This is a genomic window from Paenibacillus sp. FSL R5-0928, assembly GCF_037970385.1.
GTDB lineage: Bacteria > Bacillota > Bacilli > Paenibacillales > Paenibacillaceae > Paenibacillus_AQ > Paenibacillus_AQ odorifer.
The window spans coordinates 2,901,210-2,918,223 of record NZ_CP150225.1; the positions used below are offsets into that span (position 1 = coordinate 2,901,210).

15 protein-coding genes are annotated in these 17,014 nt (G+C 43.8%); 10 read left to right on the forward strand and 5 right to left on the reverse strand.

All coding sequences use genetic code 11. The features are described 5' to 3' along the window. Window positions 1-20 precede the first annotated feature (20 nt). The 4 genes from MKZ16_RS12870 to MKZ16_RS12885 all read left to right on the forward strand — a co-directional run bounded on the left by MKZ16_RS12870 (window position 21) and on the right by MKZ16_RS12885 (window position 3,716). A complete protein-coding gene (locus MKZ16_RS12870) occupies window positions 21-1,988 on the forward strand; it encodes a beta-L-arabinofuranosidase domain-containing protein (protein ID WP_339815938.1) in 1,968 nt (655 codons plus the stop codon). A gap of 91 nt (window positions 1,989-2,079) precedes the next feature. After that, window positions 2,080-2,649 carry an HIT family protein gene (locus MKZ16_RS12875; protein WP_256715478.1) on the forward strand — a complete coding sequence of 190 codons (570 nt, stop codon included), beginning with the start codon at window positions 2,080-2,082 and terminating at the stop codon, window positions 2,647-2,649. 18 nt (window positions 2,650-2,667) lie between these two features. Beyond that, window positions 2,668-3,303 (forward strand): pyridoxamine 5'-phosphate oxidase family protein, encoded by a 636-nt coding sequence (locus tag MKZ16_RS12880; protein ID WP_036685984.1) that lies wholly within the window; start codon window positions 2,668-2,670, stop codon window positions 3,301-3,303. Between the two features lie 104 nt (window positions 3,304-3,407). Then, on the forward strand, window positions 3,408-3,716 hold the full coding sequence (locus MKZ16_RS12885) for a hypothetical protein (protein WP_076104769.1): 309 nt from the start codon (window positions 3,408-3,410) through the stop codon (window positions 3,714-3,716). A 98-nt stretch (window positions 3,717-3,814) separates the two neighbouring features. Here the strand turns inward: MKZ16_RS12885 and MKZ16_RS12890 are convergent, their stop codons facing one another. Both MKZ16_RS12890 and MKZ16_RS12895 read right to left on the reverse strand, forming a co-directional pair. Beyond that, window positions 3,815-6,250 (reverse strand): glycosyl transferase, encoded by a 2,436-nt coding sequence (locus tag MKZ16_RS12890; RefSeq protein WP_036685988.1) that lies wholly within the window; start codon window positions 6,248-6,250, stop codon window positions 3,815-3,817. A gap of 176 nt (window positions 6,251-6,426) precedes the next feature. Further along, the gene (locus MKZ16_RS12895) at window positions 6,427-7,482 is read right to left on the reverse strand and encodes a LacI family DNA-binding transcriptional regulator (RefSeq protein WP_036685989.1); all 1,056 of its coding nucleotides are present in this window, start codon (window positions 7,480-7,482) and stop codon (window positions 6,427-6,429) included. A gap of 288 nt (window positions 7,483-7,770) precedes the next feature. On the opposite strand from MKZ16_RS12895, the gene MKZ16_RS12900 reads away from it, so the two are divergent. Together MKZ16_RS12900 and MKZ16_RS12905 are read left to right on the forward strand one after the other, a co-directional pair. Next, window positions 7,771-8,793, forward strand: a complete 1,023-nt coding sequence (locus MKZ16_RS12900; protein ID WP_076104770.1) for an ABC transporter substrate-binding protein — start codon at window positions 7,771-7,773, stop codon at window positions 8,791-8,793. Between the two features lie 121 nt (window positions 8,794-8,914). Continuing rightward, entirely contained in the window at window positions 8,915-10,510 is a 1,596-nt protein-coding gene (locus MKZ16_RS12905) for a helix-turn-helix domain-containing protein (protein WP_076100654.1), read from the forward strand. A gap of 3 nt (window positions 10,511-10,513) precedes the next feature. Here the strand turns inward: MKZ16_RS12905 and MKZ16_RS12910 are convergent, their stop codons facing one another. Next, entirely contained in the window at window positions 10,514-10,705 is a 192-nt protein-coding gene (locus MKZ16_RS12910) for a DUF6199 family natural product biosynthesis protein (RefSeq protein WP_036685995.1), read from the reverse strand. Window positions 10,706-11,022: 317 nt separating this feature from the next. On the opposite strand from MKZ16_RS12910, the gene MKZ16_RS12915 reads away from it, so the two are divergent. Both MKZ16_RS12915 and MKZ16_RS12920 read left to right on the forward strand, forming a co-directional pair. Beyond that, on the forward strand, window positions 11,023-11,919 hold the full coding sequence (locus MKZ16_RS12915) for an SDR family oxidoreductase (RefSeq protein ID WP_038570168.1): 897 nt from the start codon (window positions 11,023-11,025) through the stop codon (window positions 11,917-11,919). 308 nt (window positions 11,920-12,227) lie between these two features. Continuing rightward, window positions 12,228-12,497 carry a hypothetical protein gene (locus MKZ16_RS12920; protein WP_141240302.1) on the forward strand — a complete coding sequence of 90 codons (270 nt, stop codon included), beginning with the start codon at window positions 12,228-12,230 and terminating at the stop codon, window positions 12,495-12,497. On the opposite strand, the gene MKZ16_RS12925 is transcribed toward MKZ16_RS12920, so the two are convergent. Then, the gene (locus tag MKZ16_RS12925; RefSeq protein WP_038574383.1) at window positions 12,487-13,164 is read right to left on the reverse strand and encodes a DUF1796 family putative cysteine peptidase; all 678 of its coding nucleotides are present in this window, start codon (window positions 13,162-13,164) and stop codon (window positions 12,487-12,489) included. The genes MKZ16_RS12920 and MKZ16_RS12925 overlap by 11 nt on opposite strands. 163 nt (window positions 13,165-13,327) lie before the next feature. Between MKZ16_RS12925 and MKZ16_RS12930 the strand changes: the two genes are divergently transcribed. Then, complete coding sequence (locus MKZ16_RS12930) at window positions 13,328-13,534, forward strand: hypothetical protein (protein WP_339815788.1); 207 nt, start codon at window positions 13,328-13,330, stop codon at window positions 13,532-13,534. Window positions 13,535-13,663: 129 nt separating this feature from the next. Then, window positions 13,664-14,305, forward strand: coding sequence for a phosphoribulokinase (locus MKZ16_RS12935; RefSeq protein ID WP_076104771.1), 642 nt, complete (start codon window positions 13,664-13,666; stop codon window positions 14,303-14,305). Between the two features lie 142 nt (window positions 14,306-14,447). Here MKZ16_RS12935 and MKZ16_RS12940 read toward each other — a convergent pair whose 3' ends face one another. Continuing rightward, complete coding sequence (locus MKZ16_RS12940) at window positions 14,448-16,991, reverse strand: Ig-like domain-containing protein (protein ID WP_076104799.1); 2,544 nt, start codon at window positions 16,989-16,991, stop codon at window positions 14,448-14,450. Window positions 16,992-17,014: the final 23 nt, after the last annotated feature.

Genomic DNA, 17,014 nt, shown 5'->3' on the forward strand with positions numbered 1-17,014 from the left:
ATAAGGCTAAGGGGAAGATGATGATGAATAAAACGATCCAGGATCAGCAAGTTGTAAAAGATCAATCCGTTAGCATTAAAGATGATTTCTGGGGAAGTTATATAAAGCTGGTTCAGGATGTTGTAATCCCGTATCAATATGAGGCATTGCACGACAAAGCAGCGGGAGCTGAGCCCAGTCATGCCATTGCTAACTTTGAGATTGCTGCGGGCCGGAAAAGCGGCGAATTTTACGGCTGGGTTTTTCAAGACAGTGATGTAGCCAAGTGGCTGGAGGCCGTAGGTTATTCCTTAAGCATCAAACGTGATCCCGAGCTGGAGCGTCAAGCGGATGAAGTGATTGGCCTCGTTGGAGAAGCGCAGCAGGAAGACGGGTACTTAAATACTTATTTTACGATAAAAGAACCCGGCAAACGCTGGACCAATCTGAACGATTGCCACGAGCTGTACTGTGCTGGGCATTTCATTGAGGCAGCCGTTTCTTATTACGAGGCTACAGGCAAAAGAAAGCTGCTCGACATCATGTGCCGAATGGTTGATCATATCGATTCTGTGTTTGGTCCGGAAGAAGGGAAAATGCGGGGATATGATGGCCATCAGGAGATTGAGCTTGCGCTCGTTAAGCTGTATCGGCTCACAGGTGAGGAGCGGTATTTGAAGCTCAGCAGCTTTTTTATTAATGAGCGAGGTCAACAGCCGAATTTCTTAAAGCAACAATGGGATAATCTGGGGAGTATCAATTTTTTCACAGGTCAGAAGGAGAATTTAGATTTAAAATATTACCAAAGTCATCTTCCGGTAAGAGAACAGGAAGTGGCTGTAGGACACGCTGTGCGTGCGGTTTATATGTATACTGCTATGGCTGATCTAGCCGCACTTACGGGAGATGATACCCTTCGCGAAGCATGCGAGAGACTGTGGAATAACATCACTACTAAGCAAATGTACATTACTGGCGGGATCGGATCTACGCATCGGGGTGAGGCTTTCACCTTCGATTATGATCTGCCTAACGATTCGGTGTACGCAGAGACTTGTGCATCTATTGGGTTGATCTTTTTTGCACAGCGGATGCTGAGAATATCGCCGGATGCACGTTATGCCGACGTCATGGAGCGGGCGCTTTATAACAATGTGTTGGGTTCAATGGCACAGGATGGTAAGCACTATTTTTATGTGAATCCACTGGAAGTATGGCCTAAGGCATGCAGCTGCAACCCAGATAAACATCATGTGAAGTCCGAGCGTCAAGGCTGGTTTGGCTGCGCTTGCTGTCCTCCGAATGTGGCGCGTCTGCTGACTTCGCTTAATCAATATATCTATACGACCCATGGTGATACGCTCTATACGAATTTGTATATTGGCAGTGAGCTGACAACAAAGCTGGGTGGAACAGATGTTGCGATTCAGCAAGAGAGTAACTATCCATGGGAAGGTACAGTCTCGTTGAAGATTAATCCTGCAGCGGAAGCCCAGTTTGGGATTGCCTTGCGGATTCCATCTTGGAGCCAAGGAATGGAGATCAGAGTCAACGGTGAAGTAATGAATACTGCTGAGAACATCGAGCAGGGATACCTCGTTATCCGGAGACTGTGGAGAGCAGGAGATGTAATCGAAGTACATGACCCTATGGAGGCACATCGTATCTACGCACATCCGAATTTGCGTGCAGATGCTCAAAAAGTAACGATTCAGCGTGGACCTCTTGTGTATTGTCTTGAAAGTATCGATAATGGTGAGCCGTTAAGCTCGATTTCTTTAAAAGAAGGCAGTGAACTTACTGCGGCTTTTGATGAGACATTGCTCGGCGGCGCTGTTGTTGTCGAGGCAGAGGGGCTGCGTGTAGATAAAGAGGGCTGGAATGGTGGACTTTACAGCAGAGTAAAAGCACCAGTTCAAACCGTTAAGGTTAAGGCGGTTCCGTATTACTTATGGGGAAATCGTGGCAGTGGTGAAATGAAGGTATGGATTCCGGAAGCCAGCGTTTAAGTTATCGGTAGACATAGATCTCGGGAATGACTGTGTTTTATCAGTATTTTCCAAGGGGGACAGCTGTAATTTACAGCCTGTCCTTTTCTTTTTGCAAAAAGGAGAACACACGCGAAATGGCGAAATTAGAAGAAACATAGAAATATTCTTAAATCCTATAACAGTGGAGGCGGGCTATATTTATAATCATGCTCCAGAGGGTTATACTTGTCCCTTTTGTTTGTTGGTTTCGGGCATTGAAAATGAACATGTGCGTTCTAAGCAAGCGGATATTATTTATCAAGATCATTACATAACGGCTTTTATTGCTTCTCATTGGTATCCGAATAATGAAGGGCATGTTCTAATCATCCCTAATCAGCATATCGAGAATATTTACACATTGGATGTTGAGATCTCAAACCGGATACATGAGCTGGAAATTGAAATTGCTAAAGGTCTTAAAGAAGTTTATAAATGTGATGGCGTTTCTTCTAGACAACATAATGAGCCGGATGGCAGCCAAGATGTATGGCATTATCATCTACATATGTTTCCAAGATATCATGGGGATGATCTGTATGGTACTTATGGGAAGTTATCGGATGAGACAGCAAGAAAAAATTTCGCCCAATTATTAAGCGGATATTTGAGCAAAAATAAGAACATTGGGGCTTATTAAGTTGAGAGGGGGAGAAGTATGAAGCCAAACTTTTTCGAAAAAGTTATAGAGTCAGAAGAAGAGTTAAGGTCTTTATTTGGGTACCCAAGCGAATTGGTTAACAACAAAACCATAACTTTTATAGATCATCATTGCCGTGATTATATCTCAAAATCCCCAATGCTTTTTATGGCTACAAGCGGTTCGTCCGGTGCTTGCGATGTCTCTCCGCGCGGGGACGCAGAGGGTTTTGTTCACGTGTTGGATGATAAACATTTAGTGATCCCTGAACGCCCTGGGAATAGACGGTTTGATTCTTTGCGGAATATACTTGAGAACCCAAAAGTCGGTTTGATATTCATCATTCCCGGACTTGAAGAAACATTAAGAATAAATGGGCACGCGAGTATAGTTAAGGATGAAGAAATATTGAAACCTATGGAAGCGCATGGTAAAGTCCCGGTCATTGGAATAGGCGTGGAAGTTGAAGAATGTTATATGCATTGTGCAAAAGCCTTTAAGCGGTCACATTTGTGGGATGACGATTATTGGCTTGCGAAAGAAGTATTGCCTAATCCATCAAAAATACTGGCGCAACATGCCCGCAAACTTGGAGTTACTCCAGAGGATATCTCGAAATCACTAAAAGAAAGCTATGAAAAACGGCTATATTAACATTTTCGACTTAGAAATGGAATGGGATTTGCCCTTCATTGTATGCTATATTTGATCTGGATAAGGCAACTGATCATTTTACAGATAATATTGGAGGCATCACAATGAGTAAACGTTATCGAATGACAAGAGCAATGCAGAATGATGGAGATTCAGCACCAACCCTATCTTTAGAAGAGTGTAAGCAATATTTCGCATCCAAACCTGATTTCACCTATACATCAGTTTTTACAGTAACAGGTGCCACTACCATGTCGATTGAGGGAGATTTCTTTATGTGGAGCTATGGTGATACAACAATCCCATTTAGACATTATCAGGGCGATATTTATGTTTCTGGCGCCAATGAAGCCGTGATTCCTAGAATGCTTGAGGTTGCGAGTGATTTAAGAGCAGATATTGTGGAAGGGTAAAAAAAGATGCCCCCTGAATCCTTCAGGGGGCATCTACTGTTAATTTTAGATCCGCTCCGCTCAATCGTTCAAACGAACGGTTGAGCGGATTTTTTATATTAACCCAGTTCTACAACTACTTGGTGTACAGCACCGTCTCCAACAGGAGTGATGATGTTACCTTCTACAGCTGCGCCATCCAAGGTAAGACTAGCTACACCTTTGGATACATGGTTCGGGTTCTTGATTTGAATCACATAAGTATCTCCACGGAAGACACGGGTGATTTCAAAGCTGTCCCACTCTGTAGGAATACAAGGATCGATCTTCAGACCATTGAAGTCCGCTTGAATACCAAGGATAGATTGTGTAATCGCTACATAGTTCCAAGCAGCAGTACCAGTCAACCAGGAGTTTTTAGCTTCCCCGTGGCGAACGGCATCTTTACCTGCGATCATTTGCGAGTATACATAAGGTTCAGTACGGTGAATTTCGCTGATATCCTCCAAGTAAGCAGGAGCAATTTTAGCGTAAATTTCAAACGCTCTGTCGCCATGTCCAAGTACAGTTTCAGCGATCATGATCCAAGGGTTATTGTGGCAGAAAATACCAGCATTTTCTTTGTAGCCCGGAGGGTACGTAGAAATTTCACCCAGGTTCAGATAGTACTTGGAATATGGTGGCTGTTGCAATACGATACCGTATTTAGTATCCAAATGCTCTTGCACGGAAGTCAGAGCTTTTTCAGCTTGACCATCTTCCACACCGATACCGGCCATAACACAGATACCTTGTGGTTCGATGAAAATCTTACCTTCTTCGTTTTCTTTGGAACCGATCTTGTCGCCATAGTGGTCATAAGCGCGCAGGAACCAGTCACCATCGAAACCGTGAGTCAGTGTGATTTCACGCATGTTGTCAATCTTAGCTTCTGCATCCGTAGCTACATCATTAAGTCCGCGCATCCGGCAGATTTCTGCATAGTCCGGTCCAACGAAGACGAACAGACCCGCGATAAATACGGATTCCGCTACGCGACCTTCGATGTTGGCAGTAGTTTGGAAAGATTCGCCCGGCTCTGTAGAGAAGCAGTTCAGGTTCAAGCAGTCATTCCAGTCTGCACGACCGATCAGCGGCAAGCCGTGAGGTCCGAGATTGTTAGTTACATGCTCGAAGGAGCGTTTCAAGTGCTCAAACAGAGTAGCCGTGTTATCCGGATTGCTGTCAAAAGGAACCTGCTCATCGAGAATCGAAGTATCGCCAGTTTCTTTGATGTAAGCAGCTGTGCCAAGGATCAACCAAAGCGGGTCATCATTAAAGCCGGTACCGACTTCATTGTTACCTTTTTTAGTGAGTGGTTGGTATTGGTGATAGGCACTGCCGTCTTCAAATTGTGTAGCGGCAATATCGAGAATACGTTCTTTAGCACGTTCAGGGATTTGGTGCACAAATCCGAGCAAGTCTTGGTTAGAATCCCGGAAGCCCATACCACGGCCAATACCGGATTCAAAGTAAGAAGCGGAGCGGGACATGTTGAAGGTAACCATACATTGATATGGATTCCAGATGTTAACCATACGGTTCAACTTGTCGTCGCCACTTTGGATTTGATATTTGGACAACAGGTTATCCCAGTGTGCAGCCAGTGCAGCCAAAGCGGCGTCCACTTGAGCGTCTGTAGCAAATTGCTCGATCATAGCCTCTGCTGGTTTTTTGTTGATTACGTTCAGAGATTCCCATTTGTCTTCTTCTGGGTTTTCAATGTAACCAAGGACAAAGATGAAGCTTTGCTCTTCGCCTGGCTCCAGAGTAATGTTCAGGGCGTGCGATCCGATAGGGGACCAGCCGCTCGCTACGGAGTTAGTTGGTTCACCTGCAGCAACAGCTTGCGGGCTTTCCAGACCATTGTACATCCCTACGAAAGCTTCGCGGTCAGTATCAAAGCCGGCGATTTCTTTGTTAACAGAGTAGAAAGCGTAGTGGTTTCTGCGCTCACGGTATTCTGTTTTGTGATAGATAACGGAACCCTTCACTTCAACCTCACCAGTGCTGAGATTGCGTTGGAAGTTAGTCATATCATCTTGTGCATTCCAAAGACAGAATTCTGCAAAAGAGAACAGCTTAACGGATTTCTTCGCGGAACCCGTGTTTTTCACTACAAGACGATGTACCTCAGCATTATGACCCATAGGTACAAAAGCAAGCTGGTTTACAGAGATGCCGTTGCGTTCACCAGTAATGGAAGTGTAGCCAAGACCGTGACGGCATTCGTAGAAGTCCAGATCACGTTTTACTGGCATCCAGCCTGGAGTCCAGAAATCACCATCATCATAAAGATAGTAGTAACGGCCGCCAGCATCCATTGGGATATTGTTGTAACGGTAACGGGTCAATCTTCTGAGACGAGCGTCTCTATAGAAGGTATAGCCACCAGCAGTATTAGAAATAAGTCCGAAAAATTGTTCATTACCAAGGTAGTTAATCCAAGGGTAAGGTGTTTTTGGTGTGTTAATTACATACTCTTTACGAGTGTCGTCAAAGGTACCGAATTTCATGTGAGAAAGTCTCCTTTCGATTGTGAACGCGCGTTTATAAGTTTCGGGAAAAATTCCCTCGAGGGAAGGGATTCTTTCCGTTGTTTCTAAAAGATAGTATTAGGCAGTGATTTCGAGAACCAATGATAGCAGCTTCACAGAAAAATATGTATTCTTCAGTGAATGATGAATCTGTGCTACTTCTTCGGCGGTTGACAGGAATCTCTCTCCACTAAACGAGCTGGAAAGCTGATCGTGCTGAAAGTCGGCTGCTGCGAATCACACAGCTCGATTACTTTTTCCACTGCAGCCTTGGACATTTCATAAATCGGCAAGCGTACAGAGGTCAGCTTAGGCTGAATACGGGATGCCAGCTGAATGTCATCAAAACCAGCAATGGAGATATCCTCAGGGACAATGATTCCGTGTTCGGAGAACGCTTCCATCGCTGAAATAGCCATGTCATCGTTGGAAGAGAAGAAGGCAGTCGGCAAAGGTTCACCAGAAGCAAGCAGCTTCTTGACCTCTTCATAAGCCGTCTCTTTCAGAAAATCACCCTTTAGGATAAACTTCTCATTCATAGGAAGACCATGTTTTTTTAGCGTATCCTCATAGGCCGTGTAGCGTTCTCGACCAGAGTACGTATTCATTTGCCCGCAGATGATGCCGATCTCTTGATGGCCTAGGGAGATTAAATGTTCAATCACTTCTGTGGTGCCCTCGTAATCTTTGGAGTTCACAATGGCCAGATGATTGCGGTCAAGATGCTCCGACATAATCTCTGAGATATCATAATCAATCAGTACAAGCGGAGAATCGAGTCCCACCATTTCGCGGACGATATTAATATCCTTCTGAGTGCCGACAATTATACCACCGTCAATCCGTTTTTGCAGAAAAGCTTGTTTTACCTTCAGAAAATCGTCCGGAGAGTATACCGTATGAATCAGAACGTAACATCCGCGGGCATTCGACGTGTCGACTACGGCATCGACGAATGGTGCAAAGTAATTGTTCTGATAAATTCGGGTAGTGTTCTCTTTCTCGTTCATACTGATGGCGAACAATCCGATGGTATCGGTTTTCTTACCGGCCAGAGCCCGTGCAAAGCTGTTCGGTTCGTACTGATGTTGCTCAATCACCCGCAGCACTTTAGCCCGGGTTTCTTCAGGAACATTGGAATAGTTGTTGATCACGCGGGATACCGTACTTCGGGAAACCCCGGCCAACTTAGCAATATCTTCGCTGCGCATGTTTCCCCTCTTTTCATAAACGCGCGTTTATGAGTTTATTGTAAGCGAAAGCATCGTATAAATCAATCGTAAAAAAAGAAATTTTGCGATCAAGTTAATAAAGGGTGACCTATTTTAAATAGAAGAAGAATCCTACCAAATAATGATAGAGCAGAATAACTAGAAATAGTTTGTATAAGTTTTTTGCGGAGAAAGTGCATTGAAAGCTATGAAAGTCATGCTACTATTGTGATAAAGGTTATTGAGAATGATAATCAATGACAATAAAGCATAGGAGTGAAGGGATCAATGGCAAGATGGGGTCAGAAGTTTTTGTGGGCAGCGGTACTTATAATGGCAATCACCGCGCTGGCAGCATGCGGAACGAATAACAATACTGCGAAAGAAAACGTTGCTAAGACAGAGAATGCAGAGGAATCTACCTCAGCGAGCACTAGCGCACCAACTGAAGGAAGTGGAAATGCCGCAGAAGAGGGTGCAACCCGGACGATTGCCGGGGAATTCGGGGATGTTGAAATTCCAGTTAAACCGCAACGGGTAGCCGGGATCTATGTAGAAGATTATTTGAAGGCATTGGGCATTACCCCGGTGGTTCAGTGGTATCATCCAAGCTGGGGCAAACAGGATTATTTAAATCTGGATGTGCCAGAATTCGATATCACGGGTAGCGTGGAGGCATTATTGGAAAAAGACCCCGATTTGATTATTGTGGACGGAGGCGCTGATGCGGCGAGGTATGAACTATATTCCAAGATAGCACCAACTTATCGTCTACCTGAGTCGGTGTTGCAAGACTCAAGACAAATGCTTACAGCTATTGCAGATGCCCTTGGTATTCCGGAGAAGGCGGAATCCGTCCTTGCAGCGTATGATCAGAAGGTGGCAGAGGGGAAAGCTAAGCTGCAACAGGCCCTGGGTCAGGAAAAAGTAGCGGTGATCCGGCTTAACGTAGCGGATAAAACCTTTGCTCTATTTGGTGTTAAAAACCGCTATACCGGTGTGATTTATGATCAATTTGGGCTGACACCCGTGCCTATGGCGGCAGAAATGACCGAATTTCAATCTGTTATTTCTGAAGAGCTTATTCCTCAGCTCGACGCGGATCATATTATTGTGTTCCCTGATAATGGGGGCTGGGATACTGAAGGGAATCAGGAAGCGATTCAAATACTTGAGGGTCCATTGTGGAAGAGTCTGCCTGCGGTGAAGAACGGGAATGTCTATAGAATGGAACGTTCCCACTGGCAGTCCGGTGCCATCACAGCCAATTCGATGAAGCTTGATGACTTGCTGAAAGCTATGGTGAAATAAAACGGTAGCCGTCGTAAGGAATAGCATAAAGAAGGTCTATCAGCATAGTTGATAGACCTTCTTTTTTATTCTAAACTATAGTAAAGTGAATGAAAATGGTTCTCAATTGGAGGGCGCTAGAATGGCAGAAGATTTACAAGACAGCAATAAAAAGAGGCTATTCTATAGCTTGATTAACATAGAAGCCCAATCCTTATCGGTGAACGGACAGACCTTAGTGTTTCAAGATCATACCCTGATCATTGTATCGGAAGGACAGGGATGGTTAGAAGCCGAGGAGAAGCGTTTTCCCCTGGAAAAAGGTGTCGGGTTCTTGTTCGAACCGGGGCTTATAAGCAGAATCAATGCCGAGGAGCGAGGACTTAGCTTTTATAGGCTTACTTTTGAAGTAATCGAAACCGGGGGAAGTAAGCAGAGTGGAATGGAAAAGGGGACTAGAGAAGGAATTCTCCGGTCTGGTCCGCTAAGCTGCAGACCTTTTTCACAATGTGCACTACTGCTTGAGGCTATCTATCATAGTCGCAGAAGTACGGAAGAGATTGAATGGTTCGCAGGCCATACCCGCTTTCAAGAGTTACTGCTGCTGATCATGCGGGCAAATTCCTCTGTCATCCAGATGAAAGGAGCCCATGAGGCGGTGCAGCGTTCCATCCGCTATATGCAGGAACATTATAATCACGCCATAACCGTCGATCAATTGGCTGAAGTGGCAGGCGTTACACGTGCACGCTACACACAGATTTTTAAAGAAGTGACAGGGCGGATTCCCTTAGAGCATTTGAACGGACTTCGTATTGAAAGGGCTCAGCAGCAGTTGCTGCTTACGAATGACCGTATGCATGATATCGCGTTATCCGTAGGATATAGCAATGAGTATTATTTTAACCGGCGTTTCAAAAGATCGGTGGGCGTTACGCCCGGCCAATACAGAAGCTTCCATCAGGAAGGGCTGCGGGTGTTCGCTCCTTTTCTGGAAGACTATCTGCTGGCTCTGGATATTACACCGGTGGCGCAATATTCTCACGCTCAGTGGGGGAAGCAGGAGTATCTGTCCCTCAACGATGTGCCTGCGGTTGATATTTCAACTGGCGATTGGCAGGAGCTCTCCCAGTACATGCCCGAACTGATCCTGCTGGATGATGGCTTTCAGCGTTGGCACCTGGATGAGTGCAGCCAAATTGCTCCGTTGTTCAAGCTGCCTTTTCATCAGGAGGATTGGCGTGCCACGTTATTTTCTGCAGCAGCCGTCTTTGGCAGAACGGACCGTGTCCAGGAAGTGATCGGCAATTATGAGCATCGGGCGCAGCAAGCCAAACGAGTGCTAAACCGTTCTGTCCAAGGGCAGACTGTAGCATGCTTAAGAATATCTTCCTACGGAATCAATCTCTATGGATGCGGGCAATTGGGTTATACAGGTAGCGTACTCCATCATGATTTAGGTTTGCAGCCCCATGAATTGGTTCCGAAGTTGACCCGTGGACAGAAGCGGGTGAGCCTAACAAGAGAAGAGCTTGCGAGCCTGACTGCAGATCATTTGTTCATTACCTTTGATCGGCAGGAAGGAGAAGGACGGGAACTGCTGGATACACCGCTTTGGCGCAGTCTGCCCGCTGTGCGTAGTCGCTGTGTATATGAGGTGGATTTTATGGCCTGGATGAATTACGGGGTATTGTCGCATCAGCGCAAGATTGAAGATGTGCTAAGAGCGTTAGGGTAAGTGTCAGAAACTAGTCCAGATAAAAACGAGGATAATAAGTGCCACTATACTGCTGAGGCGAGTCATTAATAAATAGGCATCACTGGGCTCTACATCGCCTTTCATCATCCAGCCATAGCGCATGTACCATCCCAAATGAGGAAAGAAGATATTAAGCAATGCTAACAGTACAAAGAGGAATATAAAAATGCCCATGATTTATCACTCCTTTATCTAATGTATACGCCAGACTATACGGAGCGTTCCCCAATTTATAAGTGAGTTTCCATATATTATTTAAGCATACGCACGCGGTACGAGTCAGTGCAAGGCAGGTCAGAGGAGATTTAAGCCTGAGAAATATTGTAAGGGATACCCTAGCCACCTTGACAGGTGGTTGGGGTATTTTTGTGGCACTATTCAAGGCTGTGTTATCGAAGGCGAATGTTTAGAGGCGTGCTTGTTGTGTTTACATAACAAAGAGTTCGGAAAATATAAAAATGTATTTCTAAAAATAAAGGAGGAATTGATCGATGTCTAACCAATATACGATGCAAGATCCTACCACTCAGTACACTAAGGCTGGACCGGAATTTCAGCAGCAACAAGAGGAGCCGGGTTTGCAGAAGAAAATGAATCCAGTACCTGATACAGGAGAAGATACCTATAAAGGAACCGGGCGTCTGACCGGACGTAAAGCGTTAGTTACGGGAGCGGACAGCGGTATAGGTCGTGCTGTTGCTATTGCTTTTGCGCGCGAAGGTGCAGATGTTGTTCTATCTTATATGCCTGAGGAAGAGGAAGATGCAAAGCAGGTGCTCAAGCTAGTGCAGGAAGCGGGTCGTACTGCAATCGCCATTCCAGGTGATCTGAAGGATGAGGCATACTGTGAACAACTCGTCGATACTACGGTTAAGGAGCTAGGTGGAATTGATATTTTAGCCAATATCGCGGGCAAACAGCAATTCGTCCCAGACATCGCTGATCTCACTACGAAGCATTTTGACGATACATTTAAGACGAACGTGTATGCCATGTTCTGGCTGTGCAAAGCTGCAGTGAAGCATATGCAACCGGGCAGCACCATTATTAACACTTCTTCTATTCAAGCTTATAATCCCTCGCCGATCCTTTTGGACTACGCGACTACCAAGGCGGCTATTAATACATTCAGTAAGTCTCTCGCTCAGCAAGTAGCCGATAAGGGAATTCGCGTCAATGTAGTGGCGCCAGGTCCTGTATGGACACCTCTTCAAGTTGTGGGTGGGCAACCGGAGGAAGTGCTGAAGGAGTTCGGTGCGAGCACACCACTAGGTCGTCCGGGACAGCCTGCGGAGATGGCTCCGGCATATGTATTCCTGGCTAGCCAGGAATCTAGCTATATCAGTGGCGAAACACTGAATGCGAACGGCGGAACACCAACTCCATAAACCGCTCAGCGGAATGTTGATATTGTAAATACGGCGAATCATTCAAAAGTACCCTGCTAATTTTAGTGCGGGGTGCTTTTGTTTTTATATATAGAAAAGAGTATTATCGAATTCGAGGCTTTTTCTCCCATTATTTTCATAGAATATGATCTATACTGATCAAGATTGTCGAATACATAGGTTTCCTGCGATTACCCAAGAAATAATTTGAACGGCTCTAAGTTTTAGGGGAGACCACAGAAAGAATTAGGAGATGTATGATGCGAAAAAAGAAACTAGCAATCCTCACAATTTGCTGTGTCTTATTCATGGCGTGTTTTCAATCGGGATCTGTCCTTGCGGATAAAGGAAACGGAACAGTAGTAGATAGTGGAACCAAGGAAAGGCTGATGGAGAAGTATGATCTTGTAGAGCCTGAACCCGCAAATCCAGCAGCGCATGGGAGTCAATACGATTTTGGAATTAGTAACCCTATTTCTTTATTGGTCAGCATCAGTAGGCTGTATTTGTATCCATATGTTTTTGCAGCACAGGAAATAATTAATCATTTGATCGATCAAAGCGAAATTAGTTATTAGTTACTTGTATGTCCTTCAAAATATAATCCCAGCTATCATAATCGTTCATATCCTCAGGAACTTCTAACACACAAATATTATTAATATTCCAACTTAATTCTTGTACCGAGGTTGCTTCACGAACGGGATTAAGAATAAGAATAATAAATTCGTTCGGTTTTAATAAACCAGATAAAATCGATTGTAGCTCTACAGCCTGTTCATATGAGGCGGACCATCTAATGAATAAAGTTTTTTTACTGGTGATTAACTTGTCCCAAAATCTATTAATTCGTAATTCCAGCTTCGCTTTATACGAAGGATAGGTTGTAGACCAGTGTTTACCTTGGTGGATTGGAAAATCATGAACGGAGATAATGTTATATAAAGTATCCTGAATAAAATAGGATTTCACTAATGCATTTTTGTTCCAATTAGGATAGACTGGTATTCCATCCTCCAGAAAAAAATGTGTTTCATCAAGGATTTGCAGATTTATTAATTCCATGAAATTTTGAAATCTATTCTTATACAGTCTATTTACATCAGCTAATGAATAAGAAACCATCCAGTCGAGTGGCATGGAGAATTTCCTCAAGCTATTTCTTTGCAGATTTATAGCAGGAGCACAAGACATCCCTAAGCTTACTATTAAATCATAGCTTTTTTTCACAGCTTGTAATTTCATGGACGCACCCATTTTCAATCAGATTCAGTTCCTAATAAATTATATACACCATTTTCTAGGAATGATTGGACTTTAAGTGTAATGAGATACACAGAAAAAAGAGAGCAGCAATTTCACTGCCCCCTAAACCTATTAGTTACGTTGTAACAAAATATATCCGCTAATGTTTGAAGTCTTTTTACGAAATACTACTTTAAAACCAACATCGTTGTCTAATAAGCAAGCCAAAGCGGTGTTAAGCAATCCATTGGGTCTCAAGCTAGGTCTGCAAGGCACGGCATTTCCAATAACACGCGCGGCAATAATCCTACGTGCTGATCCAGGAACCAAAGGATTTCTGCTCCAACTGATCAACACTAAATCAGGCTGACGAGTAGCCATGGAAGATCTACCCCTTTCTATTAAGTTTCTTTATATAAAATGCACCATAGATTTTAATGTGCTAAACCATAGCGGAGTAAGGAATACATAGGATCGAGTATTGAGAGGGGCGAATAATATGGACAAGGTGTTACATAAGATAGCTAATTTGATTAGCGGTGAGGCTAATAGAGTCATCATTGGGATCTCGGGTCATGGTGCATCTGGAAAAACAACGTTTGCTCATAATCTTTTAAAGCTTTTGCAGCAGGATGATGTGAATTATATTAATACAGACCCCTATATTGTTGAATCTAGTCTTAGAAAATACACTTCTATCGACTATGAATATAAGAATGAACATTACCACGATAAAGTGACAGCTTGTCATCCTGCTGCTCATTATATATCTGCTTTAGAGAGAGATATTCATATGTTGAGGGATGGGTTGGATTTTTACACCATTGGCACGGACTATACAAAAAGTATGTTCATATCTTCACAAAACAAGATAAATATTGTAGAAGGCATGAGCGTTGCTTTTACTGACCCAAATTTGTATGATCTGAAAATCTACTTATATACGGATGGAGAAACCGAGTTGGTGAGAAGGAGTATACGTGATGTTTCTGAAAGAGGAACGGATATAAATTATTTAAGAAAATCCCATGAACAGCGTAGGATGCAATATGAGTTGTTTATGCATTCTTATCATCATAAATTTGATATCGTTTTAAAAAACTCCAATGAAGAGTATGTTCTTGAAAAGGGAACGTTGTAAAGTCAACTTCATTCTCGTGGAGTAAAAACAGTGAACAGCGAATCAGGCAATATATTGTGTTGGTCCAGTCGGATATCAATAAAAAACACGGAAGCCGCTTTACTGGCTTCCGTGTTTTTGGAACTGTGTAGATGAACAGACGCTATTTATTTACCGCTGAGTCACCTATTGGAGTGAATGTATTCTCCACAGTAATGTTAGAGAACTTAGCATAGTTCAGTTGCTCAATCTTATTGGCAACATCATTACTGTCAACGGCAAATCCGACATATACCGAACCATCCATAGCAATAGTTCGCTCGCCAATTAGCTTCCAGTCTTTTCCGTCCGTTGATCCGTAAGCATAAAAAACATCTCCCTTACGGCCAAGTTTGAGCCAATACCCTTGCTCCACACCATTTATTTTGAACGGAATATCTGGAACAAGTTGAATGCCAGCTTTTTCAGCAGCTGATACGCTGTCTAAAGTTTCAGTTAATTCATCAAATCCTCCGCCCTTAATGTTTCTGCCCGTCAGATAAGATGACCAGCTGGTTTCTTTGGACAACTTCACATAGGAGATACCAAGGGCCGCCGCGGCACTGTCTTTATTCAAGTCATCGCGGATCATTAGCCCGGTGAAGGCATGGTTGTCAACGGCCCCGATTTCTTCGAGCTTCGCGGTAAATTCCATATCTCCGTTCATTTCTTTATACACGAAGTGGAAGTCATCTTTGGTTGCATTGTTCGCTTCAGAACGTTCTGTGCCACCTTCACTTTTTCCAAGCTTTCCGTTGCCTTTAACGGTAAGCACATCATTTGTCATACTTCCGGAACCCTTAATGTACGGATCACCGATATCTGCTGTAGTCCAACTCTTTCCAGCCAGGGAAGAGGTAGCGGTATTGACATGAATGTTAGCAGCTGTGGTCTGCGTCTCATTTCCTTGGGTATCGGTCACTCTTGCAGAAATATAGTAGGAAGCATCCGTTAAATTCTTGAGGGTATACGTATATGTGTTGCCTTTTTTGACTGCTTCCCCAAGATATTTAGAGCCATTATATACAGCAACTTTTTTTATTTTGTTTCCGGATTTAGGGGAAGCGTTAATTTTAACTTCGACCTCTTTCCCGGTAACAAATTGTGCATTGTTTTCTGGCGCCAAAAGCTTAGCAGCAGGGTTGTCGGCGACGTGTTTCATATCAACTAGACCGTTAATATAAAGCTCAAGCCAGGTGTAACCATTTTTAGTAACCGTTTTGTATGCATCCTTGATGCCCCAAATTTTATTTTTCTTTTCCCACTTGTCGTCTATTCCGTTTTGATTAGTGTCAAATTGCTTATCATATTGTGCCTCGATGACGCCAAAGTCTGAAATGTAACCCCCGACTTCATGTTCAGTGTTGATATATCTTCCCGAGTTCTGCTCGACTTCTGCCACAATTCTTGCATCGATCGCATCGCGACGCGGATAGGTAGCTCCGGCTTGTTGCAGAATGCTTTTTAATAGTGATTCATTTGCTTGCTTTACGCCGGTCTTAACATAATTATCAAATGCTTTATTGGTAATACCATGGTTAACTCCAGTACTGTCCGCGGAAAGATATGGTGTGGCTGCAAGGGTCGTCTTTTGTTCACCACTCTGTACACCGGAAAATTTCACATAATCTGAAGAATCATTCAGTAAGCCTGTGAGCTTGCCGTTAATTCTGTTTCCAGCGATGTAGAAACCGCCCAGCTTGGTAGCTTCACCGGCATCAATGACTCTGTTAGTTACATTATCTCTTGTACCTGGACCGGCAATTTCGATATTGTTCATAAAGTTAGTAAAAGTAAAACCTCCGCCATAAGTGCCGTTAAAGCCCCAATTGTAAATTACATTGTTCGAGAACTGAACAACCGCCACATGATCAGCATCTGCAGCACCTGCGTAACCGCCGCCTAGTCTTGGGTTTCGCGAGGTATGGTTCGCATACAGATTGTGATGGAATGTTGTTTTGTCTCCGCCTGAAATACCACCGTAGCCATGTCTTCCTTTGGAATGCCCGGATAGAGTCAGACTTTCGGAAATAATGGACCACTGGATCGTGCCATTTTCGCCTCTATATAAAGATAGAGTTTCATCTGTGTTCCAACTGAAGGAACAATGGTCAATGAGGAAGTAGCTGTTGTCTCTCCCCCAAAGCGCATCCATTGAATCGCTGCCATTATACACATTAGTGGCACCCGGACGGAAAGAGGTGTAGCGTATGATGATATTCTCTGAATTGCTGATATTGGTATCCCAACCTGCAATGGTAATTCCGTTGCCTGGAGCGGTTTGCCCAGCGATGGTCAGGTTTTTAATATTATTGAGACTTAACGTGCTCTTCAGTTCAATCGTTCCGGAAACATGAAAAACAATTGTACGACCCTCTTTAGGAGTAGATAAAATCCCATAGCGAAGGGAGCCTGCAATCGGTTTGTCTTTTACAGCGTAATCTTCAAGGGTAGTTACGATGTATACATCGCCTCCTCGACCACCGCTCGTATAGGCGCCGCCACCTTCCGCGCCAGGAAAAGCAAGAATAGAGGCACCCGCAAAACTTTTGTCTCCGTCTGTCTTCCCTGAAGCTGCAAGTGTGTGACCTCCTAAAAATGAAAACGCTACCAAAAAACTCAATAAGACACCCATAACCTTACCTGATTTTTTACTCTTCCATTTCATCTTTTTGACGTATAACATGGATA